Origin of the sequence: Streptomyces sp. NPDC005866, from assembly GCF_040629895.1 — a bacterium.
Taxonomy (GTDB): domain Bacteria; phylum Actinomycetota; class Actinomycetes; order Streptomycetales; family Streptomycetaceae; genus Streptomyces.
In genome coordinates this window covers 53,752-75,313 of record NZ_JBEXWP010000036.1, presented here as the reverse complement: position 1 = coordinate 75,313, position 21,562 = coordinate 53,752, and the positions used below count along the sequence as shown (strand labels likewise).

Genomic DNA, 21,562 nt, shown 5'->3' with positions numbered 1-21,562 from the left:
AAACGCCCGGTTACATTCCGAACCCGGAAGCTAAGCCTTACAGCGCCGATGGTACTGCAGGGGGGACCCTGTGGGAGAGTAGGACACCGCCGAACTCCTTTTAGAGCTCTGGCTCTTGGGCAACAAGCCCGAGAGCCAGAGCTTTTTTGCGTTGAGGTAGGGTCAGGGAGCAAAGTTGGCTCGATTCCCCTCACAGGAGGCCCCCGGGTGGAGGTCCAGGAGACCCGTGTCCAGACGGACCGGGTCCTCACCATCCCGAACATCCTCAGCATGGCGCGTCTTGTCGGCGTACCTGTCTTCCTGTGGTTGATCCTCAGGCCCGAGTTCGGCGGGCCCAAGAGCGACGGCTGGGCACTGCTGGTGCTCGCCTTCAGCGGCATCAGCGACTACCTGGACGGCATGCTCGCCCGGCGCTGGAACCAGATCAGCAGCCTCGGCCGGCTGCTGGACCCCGCCGCGGACCGGCTCTACATCCTGTCGACGCTGGTCGGACTCACCTGGCGCGAGATCCTGCCGCTCTGGTTGACGGCCGTGCTACTGCTGCGTGAGCTGGTGCTGCTGGTGATGGTGGGCATCCTGCGACGGCACGGCTATCCGCCGCCGCAGGTGAACTTCCTTGGCAAGGCCGCCACGTTCAATCTGATGTACGCGTTCCCGCTCCTGCTGCTCAGTGACGGAAGCGGCTGGATCTCGTCACTCGCTGCAATTTTCGGATGGGCGTTCGCCGGATGGGGTACAACCCTCTATTGGTGGGCAGGAGTGCTCTACGTGGTGCAGGTCCGTCGTCTGGTTCGCGCGGACGCCACAGCCGATTGAACTCGGCGATTGTCCGGACGTAGTGGCTTCGATGGCCCGCGGCGGAAAAGTGCGGGACAATCGGACGGGTGAAGTCGGCTAGACCGTCGTCTCGTAGAGGAGGACGCTTCCGACATGAAGGCCGTCGTGATGGCCGGTGGTGAAGGCACACGCCTTCGCCCCATGACTTCCAGCATGCCCAAGCCGCTCCTTCCGGTGGTGAACCGCCCGATCATGGAGCATGTGCTAAGGCTGCTAAAAAGGCATGGGCTCACCGAGACCGTTGTCACCGTGCAGTTCCTGGCATCGCTCGTCAAGAACTATTTCGGGGACGGCGAAGAGCTCGGCATGGAGCTCACGTATGCCAATGAGGAGAAGCCACTCGGTACTGCCGGAAGCGTCAAGAACGCCGAAGAGGCGTTGAAGGACGATGCTTTCCTCGTCATCTCCGGCGATGCGCTGACTGACTTCGACCTCACCGAACTCATCAACTTCCACAAGGCAAAGGGTGCGCTCGTCACGGTCTGCCTGACCCGTGTGCCCAATCCTCTGGAATTCGGCATCACCATCGTCGACGAAGAGGGGAAGGTCGAGCGGTTCCTTGAGAAGCCGACCTGGGGGCAGGTCTTCTCCGACACGGTGAACACGGGCATCTATGTCATGGAGCCCGAGGTTTTCGACTATGTCGAGGCCGATGTTCCCGTCGACTGGTCCGGCGATGTCTTCCCGCAACTGATGAAGGAAGGCAAGCCGGTCTACGGCTATGTCGCCGAGGGCTACTGGGAGGACGTCGGCACCCACGAGTCGTACGTGAAGGCACAGGCCGACGTCCTGGAGGGCAAGGTCGACGTCGACATCGACGGCTTCGAGATATCGCCGGGCGTTTGGGTGGCCGAGGGTGCCGAGGTGCATACCGACGCCGTGCTGCGTGGACCGCTGTACATAGGTGACTACGCCAAGGTCGAGGCCGGCACGGAAATCCGCGAGCACACCGTCGTGGGCTCCAATGTCGTCGTGAAGAGCGGTGCCTTCCTGCACCGGGCCGTTGTGCATGACAACGTGTACGTCGGGCAGCACAGCAATCTGCGGGGCTGTGTCGTCGGGAAGAACACCGACATCATGCGGGCCGCCCGGATCGAGGACGGAGCGGTCATCGGTGACGAGTGCCTGATCGGTGAAGAATCGATCGTGCAGGGCAACGTCCGGGTCTATCCGTTCAAGACCATCGAGGCCGGTGCGTTCGTCAACACGTCCGTGATCTGGGAGTCCCGCGGGCAGGCGCACCTGTTCGGTGCCCGGGGTGTTTCCGGAATCCTGAACGTGGAGATCACGCCGGAGCTGGCCGTACGGCTCGCCGGCGCGTACGCGACCACCCTGAAGAAGGGCTCCACGGTCACCACGGCCCGAGACCACTCCCGCGGTGCCCGTGCGCTCAAGCGGGCGGTCATCTCCGCGCTCCAGGCCAGTGCCATCGACGTACGCGACCTGGAGAACGTGCCCCTGCCGGTGGCACGGCAGCAGACCGCGCGGGGCAGTGCGGGTGGCATCATGATCCGGACCTCGCCCGGGGTGCCCGACTCCGTCGACATCATGTTCTTCGACGAGCAGGGCGCGGACCTCTCGCAGGCCAGCCAGCGCAAGCTGGACCGGATCTTCGCGCGGCAGGAGTACCGGCGTGCGTTCCCCGGCGAGATCGGCGACCTGTACTTCCCGTCCAGCGTCTTCGACTCGTACACCGGTTCGCTGCTGCGGAACGTCGACATCAGCGGGATCGCCGAGGCCGGCCTGAAGGTTGTCGTGGACGCTTCCAACGGCAGCGCCGGGCTGGTCCTCCCGAGCCTGCTCGGGAAGCTCGGCGTGGACTCGCTGACCATAAACCCCGGTCTCAACGAGGCGAGGCCCACCGAGACGGCGGATCAGCGGCGGTCGGGGCTGGTGCGCCTCGGCGAGATCGTGGCGTCCTCCGGGGCCGCGTTCGGCGTGCGGTTCGACCCGGTGGGTGAGCGGCTGTCCCTGGTGGACGAGAAGGGCCGCATCATCGAGGACGACCGGGCGCTCCTGGTGATGCTCGACCTGGTCGCCGCCGAGCGGCGCAGCGGCCGTGTGGCGCTTCCGGTCACCACGACCCGGATCGCCGAGCAGGTGGCCGCGTACCACGGCACCCAGGTCGAGTGGACGACCACCTCGCCCGACGACCTCACGCGCGTGGGGCGTGAGGAAGGCACCATCTTCGGTGGTGACGGCAAGGGCGGATTCATCATCCCCGAGTTCAGCAGCGTCTACGACGGTACGGCGGCCTTCGTACGGCTGATCGGTCTGGTGGCGCGGACGCAGCTCACGCTCAGCCAGATCGACGCCCGGATTCCGCGGGCGCATGTCCTCAAGCGGGACCTGGCGACCCCCTGGGCCGTCAAGGGGCTGGTCATGCGGCGTGTCGTCGAGGAGGCCGGTGATCGCTTCGTCGACACCACGGACGGGGTACGGGTCGTGGAGACCGACGGGCGCTGGGTGATGGTGCTGCCCGACCCGGCCGAGGCGGTCACCCATCTGTGGGCCGAGGGGCCCGACGACGCCTCCGCGCAGGCCCTGTTGGACGAATGGTCGGCGATCGTGGACAGCGCCGGACGGTAAAACTGCCGCACGCGCGCGTGCCGGACAAGTGTCCCCGAGGGGGCCTGTCCGGCACGCCGGTGGGGCCATTCGGAGGTACCGGTCGCAACGTGCGACGATGTGCGGCATGCCGCAGCAACCCCCCGTTCGGAGCAGCGCCACCCGGGCGCAGCGCCCGGACGCCTCCATGTCGTTGATCACCAGCGTCATGGACCACAGCCTCGACGACGGGTACGCCGAGGCTGCGGCCCGTAGGCGGGCTCAGGGGGAGAGCGGCGGCATGCCGAAGACCCTCCGCGCCAAGCTGGGTCTCGCCGGCGGTCTGGTGCTCGCGGCCCTCGTGGTGACCGTGGGAGCGGCGCAGGCGCGTGTGACGGCCCCCGTCGTGGCCAAGGAGCGCCAGGAGCTCATCGACCGCATCGACCGCGAGACGGCGGCTGCCGACGAGCTGGAGAACAATGTCGACAAGCTCCGTGACGACGTCAGCGCCCGCCAGCGCGCGGCGCTGAAGGAGAGCGGCGGCGGGCAGGCGGACCTGGTGGACATCCTGTCGGGTGCCACGGCGGTGCACGGCCCCGGCGTGAAGCTGGTCGTGAACGACGCCAAGGAGGCGTCCTCGGGTGGCGACGGCAGCAACCCGCGGGAGACCTCCGGATTCTCCGACACCGGCCGGATTCGTGACCATGACATGCAGCGCGTCGTGAACGGGCTGTGGGCCTCGGGCGCCGAGGCGATCTCCATCAACGGGCAGCGGCTGACGGCCCTGTCCGCGATCAGGGCCGCGGGAGACGCGATACTGGTCGACAACAGGCCGCTGGTACCGCCGTACACGGTGCTGGCGGTGGGGGACGGGGAGAGGCTCAGCTCCAGGTTCCAGGACAGCCCGGACGGGCTGTATCTGCATGCCCTGGAGGAGAACTTCCATATCCGGGCGACGGTCTCCACGGAGAGTGACGTCGGGCTGCCCGCCGCACCCAGCGTGATCGTACGTACGGCCCAGCCGTACACCGAGAAGACGGAGAAGGGCACATCGTGATCGCCGTACTTGGCCTCGTCGTGGGCGTCGTGGCCGGACTGTTGGTCCGCCCTGAGGTTCCGGCTGTCGTCGAGCCGTATCTGCCGATCGCCGTCGTCGCGGCGCTCGACGCCGTCTTCGGCGGTCTGCGGGCGATGCTCGACGGGATCTTCGACGACAAGGTGTTCGTGGTGTCGTTCCTGTCCAACGTGGTGGTGGCCGCGCTGATCGTGTTCCTGGGCGACAAGTTGGGCGTGGGCTCGCAGTTGTCCACGGGCGTCGTCGTGGTCCTCGGCATCCGTATCTTCTCCAACGCCGCGGCGATCCGCCGGCATGTCTTCCGGGCGTGAGCGGCATGAGCGAGCACGAGAAACGGCCGGAGCACCGGCTGCGCAGAGAGCTCCCCGCCGAGGTGCCGGCCGCGGCACCGGAGACCGAATCCGCCGCTGAGCCGAAGCCGGGGGCCGGGCTGACCGGCCGCCGGCGGCTTGCCCAGGGGCTGTGGCCGCCGCGGGCCAGCCGGGCCCAACTGATTGTCACCGTACTGCTGTTCGGGCTCGGATTCGGCCTTGCCGTGCAGGTGGCGTCGAACAGCGACAGTGACAGCGCGCTGCGCGGGGCCCGTCAGGAGGATCTTGTTCGCATCCTCGATGAACTGGATGCCCGTACTCAGCGTCTTGAGGACGAGAAGACAGGACTCGAAAAGCAGCGCCAGGAGTTGCAGAGCAGCTCCGACCAGGCGGCGGAGGCACGCAAGCAGACGGCCGAGAAGCAGAGGCAACTCGGCATTCTGGCGGGCACCGTGGCGGCGCAGGGTCCTGGCATCACGATGACGGTCGACGACCCGAAGGGGACGGTACAGGCGGACATGCTGCTCGACGCGATCCAGGAATTGCGCGCTGCCGGCGCGGAGGCGGTCCAGGTCAACGGGGTGCGGGTGATCGCCGGCACCTACCTCACCGACTCCGGGAAGAGTGTGAGCGTCGACGGGAACAAGATCACCCAGCCCTACGTTTTCAGGGTGATCGGCAAGCCGCAGGACCTCGAACCGGCGCTCAACATCCCTGGAGGCGTGGTGCAGACCCTGGAGAAGGAACAGGCGACTGTGACCGTCGAGCGGTCGACCAAGATCGTCGTGGATGCCTTGCGGCCGGCGAAGGAGCCTGACTACGCTCGGTCGTCCTCACAGTGAACCGGCGGTGCATGGGGGACGTCGGGCGGGGGCATGAGGATGCGGGGGGTCGGCGCACCGGGGAGCCGGTGCGTGGTGGAAACTGTCTGGTGGATACGGACGTTGTGAGGTTGTCCGGTTCGGCCGGTCTATTCAGTCAGGGTTCGTCCTGCCCCACGGGCGGGTCTGTTTCGGTCAAGGGGAATCGCCCGTGAAGTTGTTTGCGAAGTTGTTCGGCAAGAGCGCGCGAGAGGGCAGCGACAACGCCACCGCTCGCCATCGCGCACAGCCCGACGCGGAGGGGCAGCGCCCGCTGTTCCGGGACCAGGTGGCTGGTCCGGGGGGTGACATTTCGGGAGGTCAGGGCGCGCCGTCAGTTGACCCGTCCCAGTCCGGCGGCATAGGTTTCGGGCAACCGTCAACCTCAGGTGCGGGTGGAGGGTTCACCTCCGGCCCGTACGCGTCCAACGCCCCGGCGGGGCAGCCGCGGCAGGAGGATCCGTCCATGTCGGCCCTGGTATGTACGAGGTGCGGTAACCGCAACGCGGAGAACGCCCGATTCTGTTCCAACTGCGGTGCCCCGCTGCGCGCGGGCGCCGTCCCCGAGCGTGCGTCCGAGACGACGTCCACGATCTCTATCTCCGGTCTTGAGGCCTACGACGCCGAGGTCACCGGCCAGACCCAGGCGCCCGCGCTCTCGCCCGAGGCGCAGGCGGCCGTCGACGCGCTGCCGCTCGGCTCCGCGCTGCTGGTCGTGCGCCGCGGCCCGAACTCGGGCAGCCGCTTCCTGCTGGACAGCGACCTGACCACGGCCGGCCGTCACCCGCAGAGCGACATCTTCCTGGACGACGTGACGGTCTCGCGCCGCCATGTGGAGTTCCGCCGCCAGTCGGACGGCTCGTTCACGGTGGCCGACGTGGGCAGCCTCAACGGCACGTATGTCAACCGGGAGCGCATCGACCAGGTCGCTCTGTCGAACGGTGACGAGGTCCAGATCGGCAAGTACCGGCTGGTCTTCTATGCGAGCCGGCAGGGCATCTGACCCTCCCGACCTCGTCCGGGACCCCAGGGAAGTAGGTCCATGCTGCACACACCGAGCGGCGGTACCGGGCACGGCACCGCCGCCACGGAAACCGGGCTGATGAGCATCGGCACGGTGCTGAACGTGCTGCGCGACGAGTTCCCCGAAGTCACCATCTCCAAGATCCGCTTTCTGGAGTCGGAGGGGCTCATCGAGCCGCGCCGGACCCCGTCCGGCTACCGCAAGTTCAGCTCCGGGGACGTGGTGCGTCTCGCACACGTCCTGAGGATGCAGCGGGACCACTATCTGCCGCTGAAGGTCATCCGGGAGTACCTGGACGCCATGGAGCGCGGTGAGGCCGTACAGCTGCCCGTGCTGGGGCGGCCGCGGGACGGTGAGGCCCTGCCGACGGCTTCCGAGGCGCCCACGGTGGCGCGGATCGGGCGGGACGAGTTGCTCGCGGCCGCCGAGATCGACGAGAACTGCCTGGCGGAGTGGGAGTCGTACGGGCTGATCGCTCCCCTGGAGGACGGCGTGTACGACGCCGAGGCGGTCACCGTGGCGGCGCTGGTGACCGAGCTGGGCCGGTTCGGGATCGAGCCACGCCATCTGCGGGTGATGAAGGCCGCCGCCGATCGAGAGGCGGGACTGGTGGACCAGGTGGTGGCCCCGCTCAAGCGGCACCGTAACCCGCAGACCAGGGCCCATGCCGAGGCCCGTACGAAGGAGCTGGCGGCGCTCACGGTGAAGCTGCACTCCGCACTGGTGCAGACCGCGCTCGGGGTGCGGCTGCCGTGACCATCGTGACAGGACCCGGGCGGAGATCGGATCGGGCGCGCGTTCCCGGCCCGACTACCCAAACGTCCCGGGCACGGCCTAGGGTTGCTGTGTGAACGAGCTCGATGTCGTAGGTGTCCGGGTGGAAATGCCCTCCAACCAACCGATCGTGCTCCTGCGCGAAGTGGGAGGCGACCGTTACCTCCCCATCTGGATCGGGCCGGGGGAGGCGACGGCGATCGCCTTCGCCCAGCAGGGCATGGCCCCCGCGCGACCGCTGACCCACGACCTGTTCAAGGACGTGCTGGAGGCCGTCGGTCAGGAGCTCACCGAAGTACGCATCACGGATCTGCGTGAGGGCGTCTTCTACGCGGAGCTGGTCTTCGCCAGCGGCGTCGAGGTGAGCGCCCGTCCGTCCGACGCCATAGCGCTGGCGCTGCGCACCGGAACGCCGATCTACGGGAGCGACACGGTGCTGGACGACGCGGGCATCGCGATCCCGGACGAGCAGGAGGACGAGGTGGAGAAGTTCCGCGAGTTCCTCGACCAGATCTCGCCCGAGGACTTCGGCACCAGCAGCCAGTGAGAGACCTCAGCGGCCCGCCACCCACCGCCACAGGCCGGTGACGGGCCGGTTCACGGCTCCTCACAGCCGAAACTCATGGGCAATTGCCAGCGGCCACTGAGAGCGTCCTACGCTTTCCGCCAGAGCATTCGGCTAGCCTTTCCCCGCGGTGGGGCACGGGAAACCACTCCTAGGGTGATTATCACTCGGCGTGCCGAGTGTGGCGATCGTTGACGCACCCCTGGTGACTGCCTACCGTCGAGAAGGCAGGTCAAGGACGGAGGTCGGCGTGAGAAACAGCGGCGACGGTACGGCTGGGGGTGCCCCGGGACGACGTCTCGGGGAGAGCGGTCCGTACCCGCTTCACGGCAGCACTGCCGGTCACGCTCAGCAGCGGCCGACGGTAGTGCCGAGCGGCGGAGGGGCGGCGTCCATGACGACCGAGGAGATCGGCTACCGGGGGCCCACGGCCTGTGCGGCGGCCGGCATCACCTACCGGCAACTCGACTACTGGGCCCGCACCGGTCTGGTGGAGCCCAGCGTGCGGCCCGCCTACGGGTCGGGCACCCAGCGCCTGTACAGCTTCCGGGACGTCGTCGTCCTCAAGATCGTCAAGCGGTTCCTGGACACCGGGGTGTCCCTCCAGAACATCCGCACCGCCGTCCAGCACCTGAGGGAACGCGGGTTCCGGGACCTGGAGCGCATGACCCTCATGAGCGACGGCGCCACGGTCTACGAGTGCACCTCGCCCGACGAGGTCCACGACCTGCTCCAGGGCGGTCAGGGCATCTTCGGGATCGCGGTCGGCGTGGTCTGGCGGGACGTGGAAAGCGCACTCTCCCAGTTGCACGGCGAGCGCGTCGACACCGGCGAGACCCTCGTCGGGCACAACCCCGCCGACGAGCTGGCCCGGCGGCGCAACCGGGCGGGCTGACGTCCGGGCCCGAAGCCCCTCGATCCCCTTGAGCCGAATGTGATGCCCCGGCACGGTTCCGTGCCGGGGCATTGTCAGTGGCGTGGTGCAGCATCGGAGATGTGAGAAACGCGCCCACGATCCTGCATCTCGACATGGATGCCTTCTACGCCTCGGTGGAGCAGGCATCCAAGCCGAGTCTGCGTGGGAAGGCCGTGGTCGTGGGCGGGCTCGGACCGCGCGGTGTGGTGGCCACCGCGTCGTACGAGGCCCGGGTGTTCGGGGTGCACTCCGCGATGCCGATGGCACAGGCGCGCAGGCTCGCGCCGAACGCCGCGTATCTCGTGCCGCGCTTCGGGCTGTACCGGTCGATCAGCGAGCAGGTGATGACGCTGCTGCACGGGCTGTCGCCGCTGGTCGAGCCGCTGAGCCTGGACGAGGCGTTCGTGGACCTGGAGGCGGGTGAGGTGGCCTGGGACGCGGCGTCGGCCCGGCTGGTGGGGGAGACGCTGCGCGCGGACATACGGGTCGTCACGGGGCTCTCCGGGTCGGTCGGGCTCGCCGCCTCAAAAATGCTCGCGAAGATCGGCTCCGAGCAGGCCAAGCCGGACGGGCTGGTGCTGATCGAGCCGGGCACGGAGCGGGCGATGCTCGGGCCGATGCCGGTGCGGACCCTGCCGGGGGTGGGGCCGGCGACGGGCGACCATCTGCGGCGGGCCGGGATCACTACGGTCGACGAGATCGCCGAGGCGGGCGAGGACGAGCTGGTACGGCTGCTGGGCAAGGCCCATGGGCACGCGCTGTACGCGATGGCGCTCGCGCACGACGAACGGCCCGTGGTGGCCGAGCGGGAGGCCAAGTCGGTGTCCGTCGAGGACACGTACGACGTGGACATCCATGACCGGATGCGGGTGGGGATGGAGGTGCAGCGGCTGGCCGACCGGTGCGTGCGGAGGCTGCGGGGGGCCGGGCTGTCGGGGCGGACCATCGTGCTGAAGGTACGGCGGTACGACTTCTCGACGCTCACTCGGTCGGAGACGCTCAGGGGGCCGACCGATGATCCGGCGGTGGTGCGGGAGGCGGCCGCGCGGCTGCTGGACTCGGTGGACACGACGGGGGGTGTGCGGCTGCTGGGCGTGGGGGTGTCGGGGCTCGCCGATTACACACAGGAGGACCTGTTCGCGCAGGCGGCGGGGGAGGAGGCGGAGGCCCTTGCGGAGGAGGACGCCGCCGAGCCGGTCGCCGAACAGGAGGTGGTCGCCGAGCGGAGGTGGCCCGCGGGGCGGGATGTCCGGCATGCCGAGTATGGGCACGGGTGGGTGCAGGGGAGTGGGCTGGGGCGGGTGACGGTGCGGTTCGAGACGCCGTTGTCCTTGGAGCCGGGGCGGGTGCGGACGTTCCGGGTGGACGATCCCGAGTTGGAGCCGGCGGAGCCGCTGCCGCTGGTGGCGGGGATTTCAGTGGACGGAGGTGGTGCGTGACCCGGAGTGGGGGCTGGGCGGGGGTGGGGTGGCTTACCGGCGCTGGCAGGGTGCCGCCCGCGCCCACCCGTGCTGCCCCAGCGGCACGATTGCCCGCGGCTGGAGATGGCCGGCGTGAATGCTTCCGCGGCTGGATGTGGCTGGTACGGACGCTCGCGCGGTTGAGACGGCCGGCACGGACGCTCGCGCGGCTGAGGTGGCTGGCGTGAATGCTTCCGCGGCTGAGGTGGCTGGTACGGACGCTCGCGCGGCTGAGGTGGCTGGTACGGACGCTCGCGGGTGGAGGTGGCTGGCGTGAATGCTTCCGCGGCTGGAGGTGGCTGATACGGACGCTCGCGCGGCTGAGATGGCCGGCGCGGGACGCTTCCGCGGTTGAGATGGCCGGCGCGAGCGCCCGTGGCTGGGGAGGGGCGGCCGGCGGGCAAAGCGGTCCGCAAGGGGTGCGGGGCTGCGCGATCAGATCTCGCGCAGCCGCAGTCGACTGCGTCGGCCATCACGCCCCCGCGTCCTCCGTCCCCGCCAGTTTGCCGAAGTCGTGGTCCGGGTGGTCGGGTGGTGGGGCGGTCGTGTCCAGGCCGTAGTGGTGGTAGAGCTGGAGTTCCTGCTCCGGGGACAGGTGGCGGCCTACTCCGAAGTCGGGGGCGTCTTTGATCAGGGCGCGGTCGAAGGGGACCTGGAGGGTGCCCTCGACCAGTTCGCTGGGCTCCAGGGGCACGAAGGCGTCCCGGGAGAACAGGCCGGTGCGTATGGCCGCCCACTCCGGCACGCCGGTCGCGTCGTCGAGGTAGACCTCGTCGATCGTGCCGATCTTCGTGCCGTTGCGGTCGAACGCCTTGCGGCCGATCAGGTTGCGCGGATCGATGTCGGTCAGCACGGGCCCTCCACTTGGTCGCAACTCATCCGTAAGCACTACAAAAGAGCACATTCAAGGAGGCGGCCACTCGAAGGCCCCTGCGTTGCCCTCGCTGGTAGGCTGGCAAGCGGCTGCTGACCCCGTGCGGGAGAGTCCTCCGGGCAAACCGGAGGCGCCGAAGGAGCAAATCCTCCCCGGAATCTCTCAGGCTCACGTACCGCACGGACGAGGTCACTCTGGAAAGCAGGGCGGGCGTCGACGGCGACCGCTCTCACCGACGGTGAAAGCCGGATCCCCTGGGCGTCCGGCGAAGCTCTCAGGTTGAAATGACAGAGGGGGAGGCCGTCGGGGTGCCCGTGCCGGGGTACCCCTCGAAGGTCGCGTCAGACCAGGAGGCCTCCGCAATGACCGCCCAGCGTGTTCCGCTCTCCGAGCTTGAACTGGGAATCCCGTTCGAGCAGCGCCATATCGGGCCCGATCATGAGGCCCGGGCCAAGATGCTTGCCCAGGTCGGCTACGGCTCGCTCGACGAGCTGACGGCCGCCGCCGTGCCGGACGTGATCAAGAACGCCGACACCCTGGCACTGCCGGGCGCGCGCACCGAGGCCGAGGTGCTGGCCGAGCTGCGGTCGCTGGCCGACCGGAACCAGGTGCTCGACTCGATGATCGGGCTGGGCTACTACGGTACCTTCACGCCGCCCGTCATCCTGCGCAACGTGATGGAGAACCCGGCCTGGTACACCGCTTACACGCCGTACCAGCCGGAGATCTCCCAGGGGCGGCTGGAAGCGCTGCTGAACTTCCAGACGATGGTCGCCGACCTCACCGGGCTGCCTACCTCCGGTGCCTCGCTGCTCGACGAGGGCACGGCCGCCGCCGAGGCCATGGCCCTGTCGCTGCGTATGGGCAGGAACAAGAAGGGCGTCTTCGTCGTCGACGCGGACGCGCTGCCGCAGACCGTCGCCGTGATCCGGACGCGTGCCGAGCCGACGGGTGTGGAGGTCGTGGTCGCCGACCTAGGTGACGGTATCCCGGCGGACCTCGCCTCGCGTGAGATCAACGGGGTGCTCATCCAGTACCCCGGCGCCTCCGGTGCCGTACGCGACATCAAGCCGCTCGTCGAGCAGGCGCACGAGCTGGGCGCGCTCGTCACCGTCGCCGCCGATCTGCTTGCGCTGACACTGCTGACCTCGCCGGGTGAGCTGGGCGCCGACATCGCCGTCGGTACCACCCAGCGGTTCGGTGTGCCGATGGGCTTCGGCGGGCCGCACGCGGGCTACATGGCGGTGCGTGAGAAGTTCGCACGCAGCCTGCCCGGCCGGCTCGTGGGCGTGTCCGTGGACGCCGACGGACACAAGGCCTACCGGCTCGCGCTGCAGACTCGTGAACAGCACATCCGCCGGGAGAAGGCCACCAGCAACATCTGCACCGCGCAGGTGCTGCTCGCCGTGATGGCCGGCATGTACGCCGTCTACCACGGGCCCGAGGGGCTCAAGGCCATCGCCCAGCGGACGCACCGCTACGCCACCATCCTGGCCGCGGGGCTCAAGGCCGGCGGGGTCGACATCGTGCACGGCGCCTACTTCGACACCCTCACCGCGCGTGTGCCCGGCAAGGCCGCCGAGGCCGTCGCCGCCGCCCGGCAGAGCGGTGTCAACCTGCGGCTGGTGGACGCAGACCACGTCTCCATGGCCTGCGACGAGACCACCACGCGGGCCCAGCTGGGTTCCGTATGGACGGCGTTCGGGGTCGAGGGCGACGTCGAGGCGCTGGACGCGGTCGCCGAGGACACGCTGCCCGAGGCGCTGCTGCGCGGTGACGGCTACCTGGGCCACCCCGTCTTCCACGAGCACCGTTCCGAGACCGCGATGCTGCGCTACCTGCGCCGGCTCGCCGACCGGGACTACGCGCTGGACCGGGGCATGATCCCGCTGGGCTCCTGCACCATGAAGCTGAACGCGACCACCGAGATGGAGCCGGTCACCTGGCCCGAGTTCGGCCAGTTGCACCCCTTCGCGCCCGCCGAGCAGGCGCAGGGCTACCTGACGCTCATCCGCGAGCTGGAGGAGCGGCTCGCCGAGGTCACGGGCTACGACAAGGTGTCGCTCCAGCCCAACGCCGGGTCGCAGGGTGAGCTGGCCGGGCTGCTCGCCGTACGCGCGTACCACCGCGCCAACGGTGACGCGCAGCGGACCGTGTGCCTGATCCCCTCCTCCGCGCACGGCACCAACGCCGCGAGCGCCGTCATGGCCGGGATGAAGGTCGTCGTCGTCAAGACCGCCGAGGACGGCGAGATCGACGTCGAGGACCTGCGGGCGAAGATCGAGCAGCACCGGGACGAGCTCGCGGTGCTGATGATCACCTACCCGTCCACGCACGGCGTGTTCGAAGAGCATGTCGCGGACATCTGCGGTCAGGTGCACGAGGCCGGCGGCCAGGTGTACGTCGACGGAGCCAACCTCAACGCCCTGGTCGGGGTGGCGAAGCCGGGGCACTTCGGCGGCGACGTCTCGCACCTCAACCTGCACAAGACCTTCTGCATCCCGCACGGTGGCGGTGGGCCGGGTGTCGGCCCGGTGGCCGTACGGGCCCACCTGGCGCCGTACCTGCCGAACCACCCCCTGCAGCCGGCCGCCGGGCCGCAGACCGGCGTCGGGCCGATCTCGGCCGCGCCGTGGGGCTCCGCGGGGATCCTGCCGATCTCGTGGGCGTACGTCCGGCTCATGGGCGGCGAGGGGCTCAAGCGCGCCACGCAGGTGGCCGTGCTCAGCGCCAACTACATCGCCAAGCGGCTGGAGCCGCACTACCCCGTGCTCTACACCGGCCCCGGCGGGCTGGTCGCGCACGAGTGCATCATCGATCTGCGGCCGCTGACCAAGGCGACCGGGGTGAGCGTCGACGATGTCGCCAAGCGGCTCATCGACTACGGGTTCCACGCGCCGACGATGTCCTTCCCGGTGGCCGGCACGCTGATGATCGAGCCGACCGAGTCCGAGGACCTCGGTGAGCTGGACCGGTTCTGCGCGGCGATGATCGCCATTCGGGCGGAGATCGACAAGGTTGGGGCGGGGGAGTGGCCCGCCGACGACAACCCGCTGCGGGGCGCCCCGCACACGGGCGCCGCGCTCGGTGGCGAGTGGGAGCACGCGTACTCCCGTGAAGAGGCCGTCTTCCCGGCCGGGGTGTCCGCGGCCGACAAGTACTGGCCGCCGGTGCGCCGGATCGACCAGGCCTTCGGTGACCGGAACCTGGTGTGCTCGTGCCCGCCGTTGGACGCGTACGAGGACTGATCCGCGGTACGGATACGGCAGAGGCCCCGCTTCGGCGGGGCCTCTCGCGTGTAGCGCTACGCCGGATACGCGTGGGTCTGTGTCGCCTTGACCGTCGCCCAGACCGGGGCGCCCGGGTGCAGGTCCAGTTCGGCGGTTGCGACCGTGGTGAGGTCGGCGGCGAGGGGAAGTTCGCCGGTCAGGTCGGCGCGGATCTGGTCGCCGTGGATCTCCAGGCCGGCGACCTTGCAGCGCCAGACGTTGCGGGCGCTGGCGCCGCTGGGACGGTCCCGGAAGAGGGTGACCGCGCTGGGCGGGAACGCGACGAACACGTCACCGGCGAGGTCCTCCGTGGTGGCGATGGCGGGGCCGGCGTCCAGCCTGACCAGGTGGCCCTCGGCCCGGCCACGGTAGAGGTTGAGGCCGACCAGGTGGGCGATGTAGTCGGTGCGCGGGTGGCGGGCGATGTCGGCGGGAGTGCCCCCCTGGACGATCCGGCCCCGCTCGATGACGACCAGGCGGTCGGCCAGCACCATGGCGTCCAGCGGGTCGTGGGTGACCAGTACGGCAACGGCCTCGAACTCGGCGAGGTGGCGGCGGAGTTGGGAACGTACGTCCAGACGGGTGCGGGCGTCGAGGGCCGCGAGGGGCTCGTCCAGGAGCAGCAGGCGGGGGCGGGTCGCCAGGGCGCGGGCCAGCGCGACGCGCTGGGCCTGGCCGCCGGAGAGACGGCGGGGTTTGGCGCCGGCGTGCTCCGCGAGGCCCATGCGGTCCAGCCATACGGCCGCCCGGGCGCGGGCCTCGGCCTTTGTCGCGCCTTGGCAGCGGGGGCCGAAGGCGATGTTGTCGAGGGCCGTGAGGTGGGGGAAGAGGAGGTAGTCCTGGAAGACGACGCCCACCGGGCGGGATTCGGGGGGCGTACGGTCCAACTCCGTGCCGTCGAGGCGGAGATGGCCGGCGGTGAGGGGGGTGAGGCCGGCGAGGGCTCGGAGGGCGGTGGTCTTGCCGGCCCCGTTCGGGCCGAGGAGGGCGACGACCTCGCCGGGGGCGGCGGTGAGGGTGATGTCCAGGTGGAAGGTGGGGCGGGTTACGACGAGGTGGGCGTCCAGGCCGTCGGTGTTGCCCGGGTGCGTGGGGGATCGCCGGCCTTCGGCCGGGGTGTCGGCGGCTGCGAGGGGTGCCCCGGGTGGCTGTGCGGTGTCGGCGGGTGTGGGGAGGTCGTTGCCGTCCGCTGCTGTGGGGTGTGGGTTTGTCATTGGGTGGTTGTCCAGCGGGTGGTCGTCGATGGTGCCGGTACCCGGCAGAGCGTGGTCATGATGCCGTCATCCAACGCTCCCGCAACCCCGCCAGCACCGCGATCGACACCGTCAGCAGCACCAGGCTGAGCGCGATCGCCGCTTCGGGGTCGTTCTGGAGGGCGAGGTAGACGGCCAGCGGCATGGTCTGGGTGCGGCCCGGGAAGTTGCCGGCGAAAGTGATCGTCGCGCCGAACTCGCCGAGTGCGCGGGCCCAGGCCAGTACCGCGCCGGCCGCGATGCCGGGGGCGATGAGGGGGAGCGTGACCCTGCGGAACGCCGTGAAGCGGGACGCGCCCAGGGTCGTCGCCGCCTCCTCGTAGCGCGGGTCGGCGGCGCGCAGCGTGCCCTCGACGCTGATCACCAGGAAGGGCATGGCCACGAAGGACTCGGCGATCACCACTCCGGTCGTCGTGAACGGGAGCGTGATCCCGAACCAGGCGTCCAGCCACTGGCCGACGACCCCGTTACGGCCCAGCGCGAGGAGGAGGGCCACACCGCCGACCACCGGGGGGAGTACAAGGGGGAGTGTCACCAGCGCTCGTACGAGACCCCGGCCGGGGAACTCCGTTCGGGCCAGCAGCCAGGCCAGCGGGACCCCCAGCACCAGGCTCACGGCCGTCGCCGCGGTCGCGCTGAGCAGCGAGAGCTGAAGGGCCTGCCATACCTCCGTGCTGGTCAGCAGCGACGGGAGGCTGCTCCAGGGGGCGCGGAGGAGGAGGGCGAGCAGGGGCAGGAGGAGGAAGGCCAGAGCCACCGCTCCGGGGAGGAGGAGCGGTAGCGGGACGGCCGACCGGACGCGCCGGCGCCGTGGGCCGCCCGTGACGGTGTCGGCCCCGGCGCCCGGCTCGTCGACCTTCGTCATGGCTTGAGGAACCCGGCCTCGTTCAGGACCTGCTGGCCCTCGGCGGACTGCACCAGTGCGATGAACGCCTTGGCCGCCGTCGGGTTCGGGGCGTTCTTGAGCAGGGCGATCGGATAGTCGTTGATGGCGTTGACGGACTCGGGGAACTCCACGCCCTCCACCTTGGCACCCGCGGCCTTCACATCGGTCTTGTAGACGACCGCGGCGTCGGCCTCCTTGAGGACCACCTTGTTGAGGGCGGACTTCACGTCCTCTTCGTAGGAGACCGGGGTCAGCTTGAGCTTGCCGGAGTCCAGGGCCTTCTGCGCGGCGGCGCCGCACGGCACCGTCTTGTCGCAGAGGACCACCTTCAGAGAAGACCTGGTGAGGTCCTTCAGCGAGGCGACCTTGTCGGGGTTGCCCGGCAGGGTGGCGATCTCCAGCTGGTTGCGGACGAAGGTGGCCGGCGGGGTGGCGGTGGCCTTCTTGTCCGTCACGGTCGTCATCGTCTTGGCGCTCGCGGCGGCGAAGACGTCGGCGGGTGCCCCGCTGGTGATCTGCGCGGCGAGGGTGTCACTGCCGCCGAAGCTGAAGTTGACCTTCGTGCCCGGGTGCGCCTTCTCGAAGTCCGCCTTCAGCGTCGTGAAGCTCTCCTTGAGCGAGGCCGCCGCGAACACGGTGATCGAGCCCGACAGCTTGGGCGACGCCGACGACGAGGTGCCGGGCTTCGCCGTCGCGGACGAGTTGTCGTTCGAGGAGGAGCAGGCGCTCAGGGCCAGCAGGGCCGCGACCGAGGCACCGGCCACCTGGAGCGTCCGCCGGGTCCGGCGCGCGGAACGGGTCATCACGAGAGAACTCCTCTGAATACAGATGAAAAAGCTGTCGCGCCCTGCTGCGACCTGTGTATCAGCCGCCGATCGATGATACTGCCGCAATTGCCATGCGTAGGTCCTCTGTCGCATCGCATGAGCTGCGCATTCAGGATCTGAACCTGGCATGTGCGTTTGCACGGGGGTGCACCGCGGGTACCGTCATCCGGGAGGTGGCCGCCCATGACGCTCGCCGAGCTCGCCCTCACCGGAGATCTGGCACGACCCGCCCGGCTCACCGTGCCCGATCTCCTGCGCTGGCCCCAGCAGCAGGTGCGGGTCAGCTTCGAATGCGCCACCAGCGGCACCCAGCACCACGGCTTCACGGGGCCCCGGCTGTACGACGTCCTCAGCGACGCGGGCCCGGGTTTCGACCCTGCCCGGCGCAAGGACCGCCTGCGCTTCCTCATCGCGGTCACCGGTGCCGACGGGCACCACGCGCTGCTGTCCTGGGCCGAGATCGACCCGGATTTCGCCCACGCCCCCGTTCTGCTCGCCGTCAGCATCGACGCCACCCGGCTGGACCGGGCGGGCCCGCAACTCGTCCTTCCGCAGGACCGCTGCGGGGCCCGGCACATCAGCGGCATCACGGGGATTCTGGTGGACGGGGCCTTCGGCGGCCGGCGGCCACTGCCCGCCACACCCGGTAGCGCGTCAGCGGCGGCTCCGTGAACCGCCCGCCCGTCGCGTCCCGGAACGCTTTGGCCAGCGCCGGGGCGACCGGGTTGAGCGGTCTCGGTCATCGACTTGGCGCCCAGCGTGCCGATGGCGTCGGCGGTCTCCATGAAGTGCACCTCGGTACGTGGGATGTCCGCGTAGGGCCGGTAGCGGCGGAGATCAGCTGCATCGGGTTCATCGGCTTGCCCGCCTCGGCCCGGCGCTCCGGCCGGGGCGCAGGCGTGGGCACGTTGCGCGTTCCGCCCCGGAAGCCTCCGCCCTCGCCAGCCTCGCGGCGCTGCCGATGACGTGTCAGACGCGGTCGATGTGCACGTTCGTCGACTTCACGCGGGCGGTGGCCTCCATGCCCACCTCCAGGCCCAGTTCGTCGACGGCCTCGCGGGTCAGCAGCGAGACCAGGCGGTGCGGGCCGGCCTGGATCTCGACCTGGGCGGCGACGTCGCCGAGCTTGATTGCGGTGACGATGCCGGGAAAGGCGTTGCGGACCGAGGTGTAGGAGGCATCCTCCTCGACGGTGCCGGACCTGGCCAGTTCGACGGAGAACGCGGCGAGGTCCTTGCCGTCGATGAGCCGCCGGCCGCCCTCGTCGCGATGGGTGGTCATCCGGCCCGCGTCAGCCCAGCGGCGGGCGGTGTCCGGGCTGACGCCGAGCAGCCGTGCCGCCTGGCCGATGGTGTAGGACTGCATGTGGTCACGATAGGGCCGGTCGGCGGGGCGTGCGGACCAGGCATCCGCCTCTGAACAGGGTGGCGGGTCAGGTCAGTCCGGACGCCTTCAGGACCGCACGCGTGTTCGTGTCGTCGATCTCGCGGCGGAGCTGTGCGAGTACCTCAGTGCCCCGGCGCAGGGTGCCGCGGGCCAGGGAGCGGCGGACGCCGGTGTCCAGTTCGTGCCAGAGCAGCGGATTCGCGTGCAGGACGTTCGGGTCGAGCTCCAACCGGTTCCCGGCGGTGTCGCACAGGACCAGATGGGCGGAGAGGTCGCCGTACTGGCCGACGTGGACGAGGGAGTCGGTACGGACGGTACGGCGACGCAGGGGCCCGCGCACGGCCAGCCAGCCGGGGCCCGCCGTGACCCGGGCGGGCAGCAGCACGGTGAGGATGACGGCCGAGAGGGTGACCCAGAGCAGGGCGCGGACCGGGGTGAGGGTGCCGGCGTCCCAGTCCACCAGGAGCGTCAGGCCGCCGAAGCCGAGGGCACAGCCGACGGCCAGGCGGGCGCTCCCGCGCCAGGTGCGGTCGCCGGCTGCCCGGCCCCCGCGTCGTCTGTCCTCCATGACGTCGACGGTAGGGGCCGGTGGGCGCCTGGGGACGGCGGCTGACGGGGCTCTTATGCGGACTGGGCGGTTATTGACGGGATCCTTACGACCGGGCTCGCTCCGGCGTGGGGGGTGGATGCGGTGTGGGCGCTCAGCCCACGTGGACGCGCGGCCGCCGGGAGCGGTCCGGCTCCGCCTCGCGCAGCACCTCCCGGGTGACCGGGGCGACCTCGCCCTGGCCGAAGAGGAAGAAGCGCAGGAAGTTGGCGAACGGGTTGCCCTCGGTCCATTCGAAGTAGATGTGCGGGATGCAGCGGGTTTCGTCGCGGACGTGGAGCAGCAGCGCGGCCAGGGCGTTCGGGACGGACGCCGACTCCAGGGTGAGGACCCGGTAGCGGTTGTGCAGGACCTCGCCGCGGACGGTCAGGCCCGCCTCGAACTCGGAGGGGTCGGTGACCGTGACCTCGACGAAGACGAAGTCCTCCTGCTCCGGCATGTCGTTGTCGGCCCGGATCTGCTCGATCTTGTCGCGGTACTCGGCCTTGTCACGGGCGTCCGGCTCGTTGGCGATGAACCGGATCTTGCGACTGGCCATGTCCCTGATGAACCGTTCCGCCAAGTCGTCTAGCGTCACACTCGTCACGCGCAGCTCGAAGGCGCGGGCCAGCCGGGAGAGCAGCGAGAGCAGGATGATGCCGACGATGAAGCAGGCACCGATCTTCACACCGTCGGGGCGCTCGATGACGTTCACGACGGTCGTATAGAGGAACACCGCCGAGATGGCCGCGAAGCCGATGGCCCATTTGCGCTGGCCGGCCTTGCGGGCGGCGATGGTCACCGCGATCGCCGCGGAGCTGATCAGCACCAGCACACCAGTTGCGTAGGCGCCGCCCTGTGCGTCGACGCTGGCGTCGAAGATCCAGGTGACCAGGAAGGCGATCAGGGTGAAGACGATGACCATCGGGCGCACGGCGCGCGCCCAGTGCGGGGCCATGCCGTAACGGGGCAGGTAGCGCGGCATCAGGTTGAGCAGGCCGGCCATCGCGGAGGCGCCGGCGAACCACAGGATGCAGATGGTCGAGACGTCGTACACCGTGCCGAAGGCGTTGCCGAGGTACTCGTGCGCCAGGTAGGCGAGCGCACGGCCGTTGGCGTTGCCACCGGGCTTGAACTCCTGCTCCGGGATCAGCAGCGTGGTGATGAAGCTGGTCGCGATCAGGAAGCAGCTCATGATCAGGGCGGCCGTGGTGAGCAGCTTCTTGGTGTCCCGGATCCGGCCGGTGGGCCGCTCCTCGGTGTCGCCCGGGTCGCCCTGGACGTGCGGCATGACGGCGACGCCGGTCTCAAAACCGGACAGGCCCAGCGCCAGCTTGGGGAAGACGATCAGGGCCACGCCGATCATGACGAAGACATTGCCGTGTTCCGCGGTGAGGGCACTGGTCCAGTCGGTGATGACATGGCCCGCGGTGACGACGTGGTAGAGGCCGACGATCACGACCACGACGTTCAGCGCGAGGTAGATGCCGACGAGGGCGACCGCGACACCGATGGCCTCCAGGAAGCCCTTGAGGAAGACCGCGCCGAGCAGCGCCACCAGGAAGAGCGTGATCACCAGCTGCTTGCCCTGGAGGAAGTCCGTCAGATGCGGGTTCTCCACCAGGTGGGTGGAGGCGTCGGCGGCCGACAGGGTGATGGTGATGAGGAAGTCGGTGGCGGCGAAGCCGAGCAGGGTCAGCACGAAGAGCTTGCCCTGCCAGAAGGAGAGCAGCCGTTCCAGCATGGCGATGGAGCCCTCGCCGTGCGGGCTCTCCTCGGCGACGCGCCGGTACACCGGCAGGGCGCCGGCCAGGGTGACGATGACCAGCACGATGGTCGCGATCGGCGACAGCAGGCCGGCCGCCAGGGCCGCGATGCCCGGCTGATAGCCGAGGGTCGAGAAGTAGTCCACACCGGTCAGACACATCACCCGCCACCAGCGCTGGCCCTTGTGAGCGGGTTCCGGCTGCGCGTGGGGCCCCGTGTGGCCGCCGCTCTTACCCATGTCGGACAGCCCCTCCAGCATCCAGGCGCGCAGGCGACTGGTAGGGGGGTGTTCGGTCGTGGCCATCGGTCGGGCTCCTGGGTGTCCGGCGCGCTGAGTGAGGGGCA

Annotated in this window: 19 protein-coding genes, 1 rRNA gene, 1 pseudogene and 1 riboswitch; of the genes and pseudogenes, 13 read left to right on the top strand and 8 right to left on the bottom strand. The window is 69.7% G+C overall.

The features are described 5' to 3' along the window. From rrf to ABZ396_RS36990, 11 genes are all read left to right on the top strand, one after another. A 5S ribosomal RNA gene (gene rrf, locus ABZ396_RS37040) occupies positions 1 to 95 on the top strand; the annotation flags it as partial. 112 nt (positions 96 to 207) lie between these two features. Beyond that, entirely contained in the window at positions 208 to 816 is a 609-nt protein-coding gene (locus tag ABZ396_RS37035; RefSeq protein WP_358922819.1) for a CDP-alcohol phosphatidyltransferase family protein, read from the top strand. Between the two features lie 114 nt (positions 817 to 930). Next, entirely contained in the window at positions 931 to 3,426 is a 2,496-nt protein-coding gene (locus tag ABZ396_RS37030) for a mannose-1-phosphate guanyltransferase (protein ID WP_358922821.1), read from the top strand. A 106-nt stretch (positions 3,427 to 3,532) separates the two neighbouring features. Continuing rightward, on the top strand, positions 3,533 to 4,441 hold the full coding sequence (locus tag ABZ396_RS37025; protein ID WP_358922823.1) for a DUF881 domain-containing protein: 909 nt from the start codon (positions 3,533 to 3,535) through the stop codon (positions 4,439 to 4,441). Beyond that, positions 4,438 to 4,770 carry a small basic family protein gene (locus tag ABZ396_RS37020; RefSeq protein ID WP_046727248.1) on the top strand — a complete coding sequence of 111 codons (333 nt, stop codon included), beginning with the start codon at positions 4,438 to 4,440 and terminating at the stop codon, positions 4,768 to 4,770. The genes ABZ396_RS37025 and ABZ396_RS37020 overlap by 4 nt, the downstream gene beginning before the upstream one ends. A gap of 5 nt (positions 4,771 to 4,775) precedes the next feature. After that, on the top strand, positions 4,776 to 5,612 hold the full coding sequence (locus tag ABZ396_RS37015) for a DUF881 domain-containing protein (RefSeq protein WP_358922825.1): 837 nt from the start codon (positions 4,776 to 4,778) through the stop codon (positions 5,610 to 5,612). 190 nt (positions 5,613 to 5,802) lie between these two features. Next, positions 5,803 to 6,633 carry an FHA domain-containing protein gene (locus ABZ396_RS37010; RefSeq protein ID WP_358922826.1) on the top strand — a complete coding sequence of 277 codons (831 nt, stop codon included), beginning with the start codon at positions 5,803 to 5,805 and terminating at the stop codon, positions 6,631 to 6,633. A gap of 39 nt (positions 6,634 to 6,672) precedes the next feature. Next, positions 6,673 to 7,410, top strand: coding sequence for a MerR family transcriptional regulator (locus ABZ396_RS37005; RefSeq protein ID WP_358922828.1), 738 nt, complete (start codon positions 6,673 to 6,675; stop codon positions 7,408 to 7,410). Between the two features lie 91 nt (positions 7,411 to 7,501). Next, entirely contained in the window at positions 7,502 to 7,975 is a 474-nt protein-coding gene (locus ABZ396_RS37000) for a bifunctional nuclease family protein (RefSeq protein ID WP_026253112.1), read from the top strand. A gap of 268 nt (positions 7,976 to 8,243) precedes the next feature. Then, positions 8,244 to 8,888: a MerR family transcriptional regulator gene (locus ABZ396_RS36995; protein ID WP_358922830.1), complete on the top strand. Its 645-nt coding sequence runs from the start codon at positions 8,244 to 8,246 to the stop codon at positions 8,886 to 8,888. Positions 8,889 to 8,989: 101 nt separating this feature from the next. Then, positions 8,990 to 10,348, top strand: a complete 1,359-nt coding sequence (locus tag ABZ396_RS36990; protein ID WP_358922832.1) for a DNA polymerase IV — start codon at positions 8,990 to 8,992, stop codon at positions 10,346 to 10,348. Between the two features lie 493 nt (positions 10,349 to 10,841). On the opposite strand, the gene ABZ396_RS36985 is transcribed toward ABZ396_RS36990, so the two are convergent. Continuing rightward, positions 10,842 to 11,222, bottom strand: coding sequence for a PRC-barrel domain-containing protein (locus ABZ396_RS36985; protein WP_358922834.1), 381 nt, complete (start codon positions 11,220 to 11,222; stop codon positions 10,842 to 10,844). 114 nt (positions 11,223 to 11,336) lie between these two features. Beyond that, positions 11,337 to 11,431, top strand: a riboswitch (glycine riboswitch). A gap of 174 nt (positions 11,432 to 11,605) precedes the next feature. Here ABZ396_RS36985 and gcvP point away from each other — a divergent pair. Then, positions 11,606 to 14,491: an aminomethyl-transferring glycine dehydrogenase gene (gene gcvP / locus ABZ396_RS36980; protein ID WP_358922835.1), complete on the top strand. Its 2,886-nt coding sequence runs from the start codon at positions 11,606 to 11,608 to the stop codon at positions 14,489 to 14,491. 56 nt (positions 14,492 to 14,547) lie between these two features. On the opposite strand, the gene ABZ396_RS36975 is transcribed toward gcvP, so the two are convergent. The 3 genes from ABZ396_RS36975 to modA are packed head-to-tail and all read right to left on the bottom strand — an operon-like array spanning position 14,548 to position 17,454. After that, positions 14,548 to 15,726, bottom strand: coding sequence for an ABC transporter ATP-binding protein (locus ABZ396_RS36975; protein ID WP_358922837.1), 1,179 nt, complete (start codon positions 15,724 to 15,726; stop codon positions 14,548 to 14,550). Between the two features lie 55 nt (positions 15,727 to 15,781). Continuing rightward, a complete protein-coding gene (locus tag ABZ396_RS36970) occupies positions 15,782 to 16,630 on the bottom strand; it encodes an ABC transporter permease (protein ID WP_358922839.1) in 849 nt (282 codons plus the stop codon). Further along, positions 16,627 to 17,454 carry a molybdate ABC transporter substrate-binding protein gene (modA, locus tag ABZ396_RS36965; protein ID WP_358922841.1) on the bottom strand — a complete coding sequence of 276 codons (828 nt, stop codon included), beginning with the start codon at positions 17,452 to 17,454 and terminating at the stop codon, positions 16,627 to 16,629. The genes ABZ396_RS36970 and modA overlap by 4 nt, the downstream gene beginning before the upstream one ends. Positions 17,455 to 17,661: 207 nt before the next feature. On the opposite strand from modA, the gene ABZ396_RS36960 reads away from it, so the two are divergent. Further along, positions 17,662 to 18,150, top strand: coding sequence for a molybdopterin-dependent oxidoreductase (locus ABZ396_RS36960; protein WP_358922843.1), 489 nt, complete (start codon positions 17,662 to 17,664; stop codon positions 18,148 to 18,150). Here ABZ396_RS36960 and ABZ396_RS36955 read toward each other — a convergent pair. The 4 genes and pseudogenes from ABZ396_RS36955 to ABZ396_RS36940 all read right to left on the bottom strand — a co-directional run. Continuing rightward, positions 18,065 to 18,311 (bottom strand): annotated as a pseudogene (locus tag ABZ396_RS36955) (hypothetical protein); the annotation flags it as partial. The gene ABZ396_RS36960 and the pseudogene ABZ396_RS36955 overlap by 86 nt on opposite strands. Positions 18,312 to 18,447: 136 nt before the next feature. Beyond that, positions 18,448 to 18,843: a helix-turn-helix transcriptional regulator gene (locus tag ABZ396_RS36950; protein WP_358922844.1), complete on the bottom strand. Its 396-nt coding sequence runs from the start codon at positions 18,841 to 18,843 to the stop codon at positions 18,448 to 18,450. Between the two features lie 67 nt (positions 18,844 to 18,910). Beyond that, positions 18,911 to 19,432, bottom strand: a complete 522-nt coding sequence (locus ABZ396_RS36945) for a hypothetical protein (protein WP_358922846.1) — start codon at positions 19,430 to 19,432, stop codon at positions 18,911 to 18,913. Positions 19,433 to 19,565: 133 nt separating this feature from the next. Continuing rightward, positions 19,566 to 21,521, bottom strand: coding sequence for an amino acid transporter (locus ABZ396_RS36940; RefSeq protein ID WP_358922848.1), 1,956 nt, complete (start codon positions 21,519 to 21,521; stop codon positions 19,566 to 19,568). Positions 21,522 to 21,562 lie beyond the last annotated feature (41 nt).

Excerpts from the sequence above, each read along its gene's own strand:
- ABZ396_RS37030 (WP_358922821.1), top strand. The coding sequence starts at position 931 with ATGAAGGCCGTCGTGATGGCCGGTGGTGAAGGCACACGCCTTCGCCCC.
- ABZ396_RS37025 (WP_358922823.1), top strand. The coding sequence starts at position 3,533 with ATGCCGCAGCAACCCCCCGTTCGGAGCAGCGCCACCCGGGCGCAGCGC.
- ABZ396_RS37015 (WP_358922825.1), top strand. The coding sequence starts at position 4,776 with ATGAGCGAGCACGAGAAACGGCCGGAGCACCGGCTGCGCAGAGAGCTC.
- ABZ396_RS37005 (WP_358922828.1), top strand. The coding sequence starts at position 6,673 with ATGCTGCACACACCGAGCGGCGGTACCGGGCACGGCACCGCCGCCACG.
- gcvP (WP_358922835.1), top strand. The coding sequence starts at position 11,606 with ATGACCGCCCAGCGTGTTCCGCTCTCCGAGCTTGAACTGGGAATCCCG.
- ABZ396_RS36975 (WP_358922837.1), bottom strand. The coding sequence starts at position 15,726 with ATGACAAACCCACACCCCACAGCAGCGGACGGCAACGACCTCCCCACA.
- ABZ396_RS36970 (WP_358922839.1), bottom strand. The coding sequence starts at position 16,630 with ATGACGAAGGTCGACGAGCCGGGCGCCGGGGCCGACACCGTCACGGGC.
- modA (WP_358922841.1), bottom strand. The coding sequence starts at position 17,454 with ATGACCCGTTCCGCGCGCCGGACCCGGCGGACGCTCCAGGTGGCCGGT.
- ABZ396_RS36960 (WP_358922843.1), top strand. The coding sequence starts at position 17,662 with ATGACGCTCGCCGAGCTCGCCCTCACCGGAGATCTGGCACGACCCGCC.
- ABZ396_RS36950 (WP_358922844.1), bottom strand. The coding sequence starts at position 18,843 with ATGCAGTCCTACACCATCGGCCAGGCGGCACGGCTGCTCGGCGTCAGC.
- ABZ396_RS36945 (WP_358922846.1), bottom strand. The coding sequence starts at position 19,432 with ATGGAGGACAGACGACGCGGGGGCCGGGCAGCCGGCGACCGCACCTGG.
- ABZ396_RS36940 (WP_358922848.1), bottom strand. The coding sequence starts at position 21,521 with ATGGCCACGACCGAACACCCCCCTACCAGTCGCCTGCGCGCCTGGATG.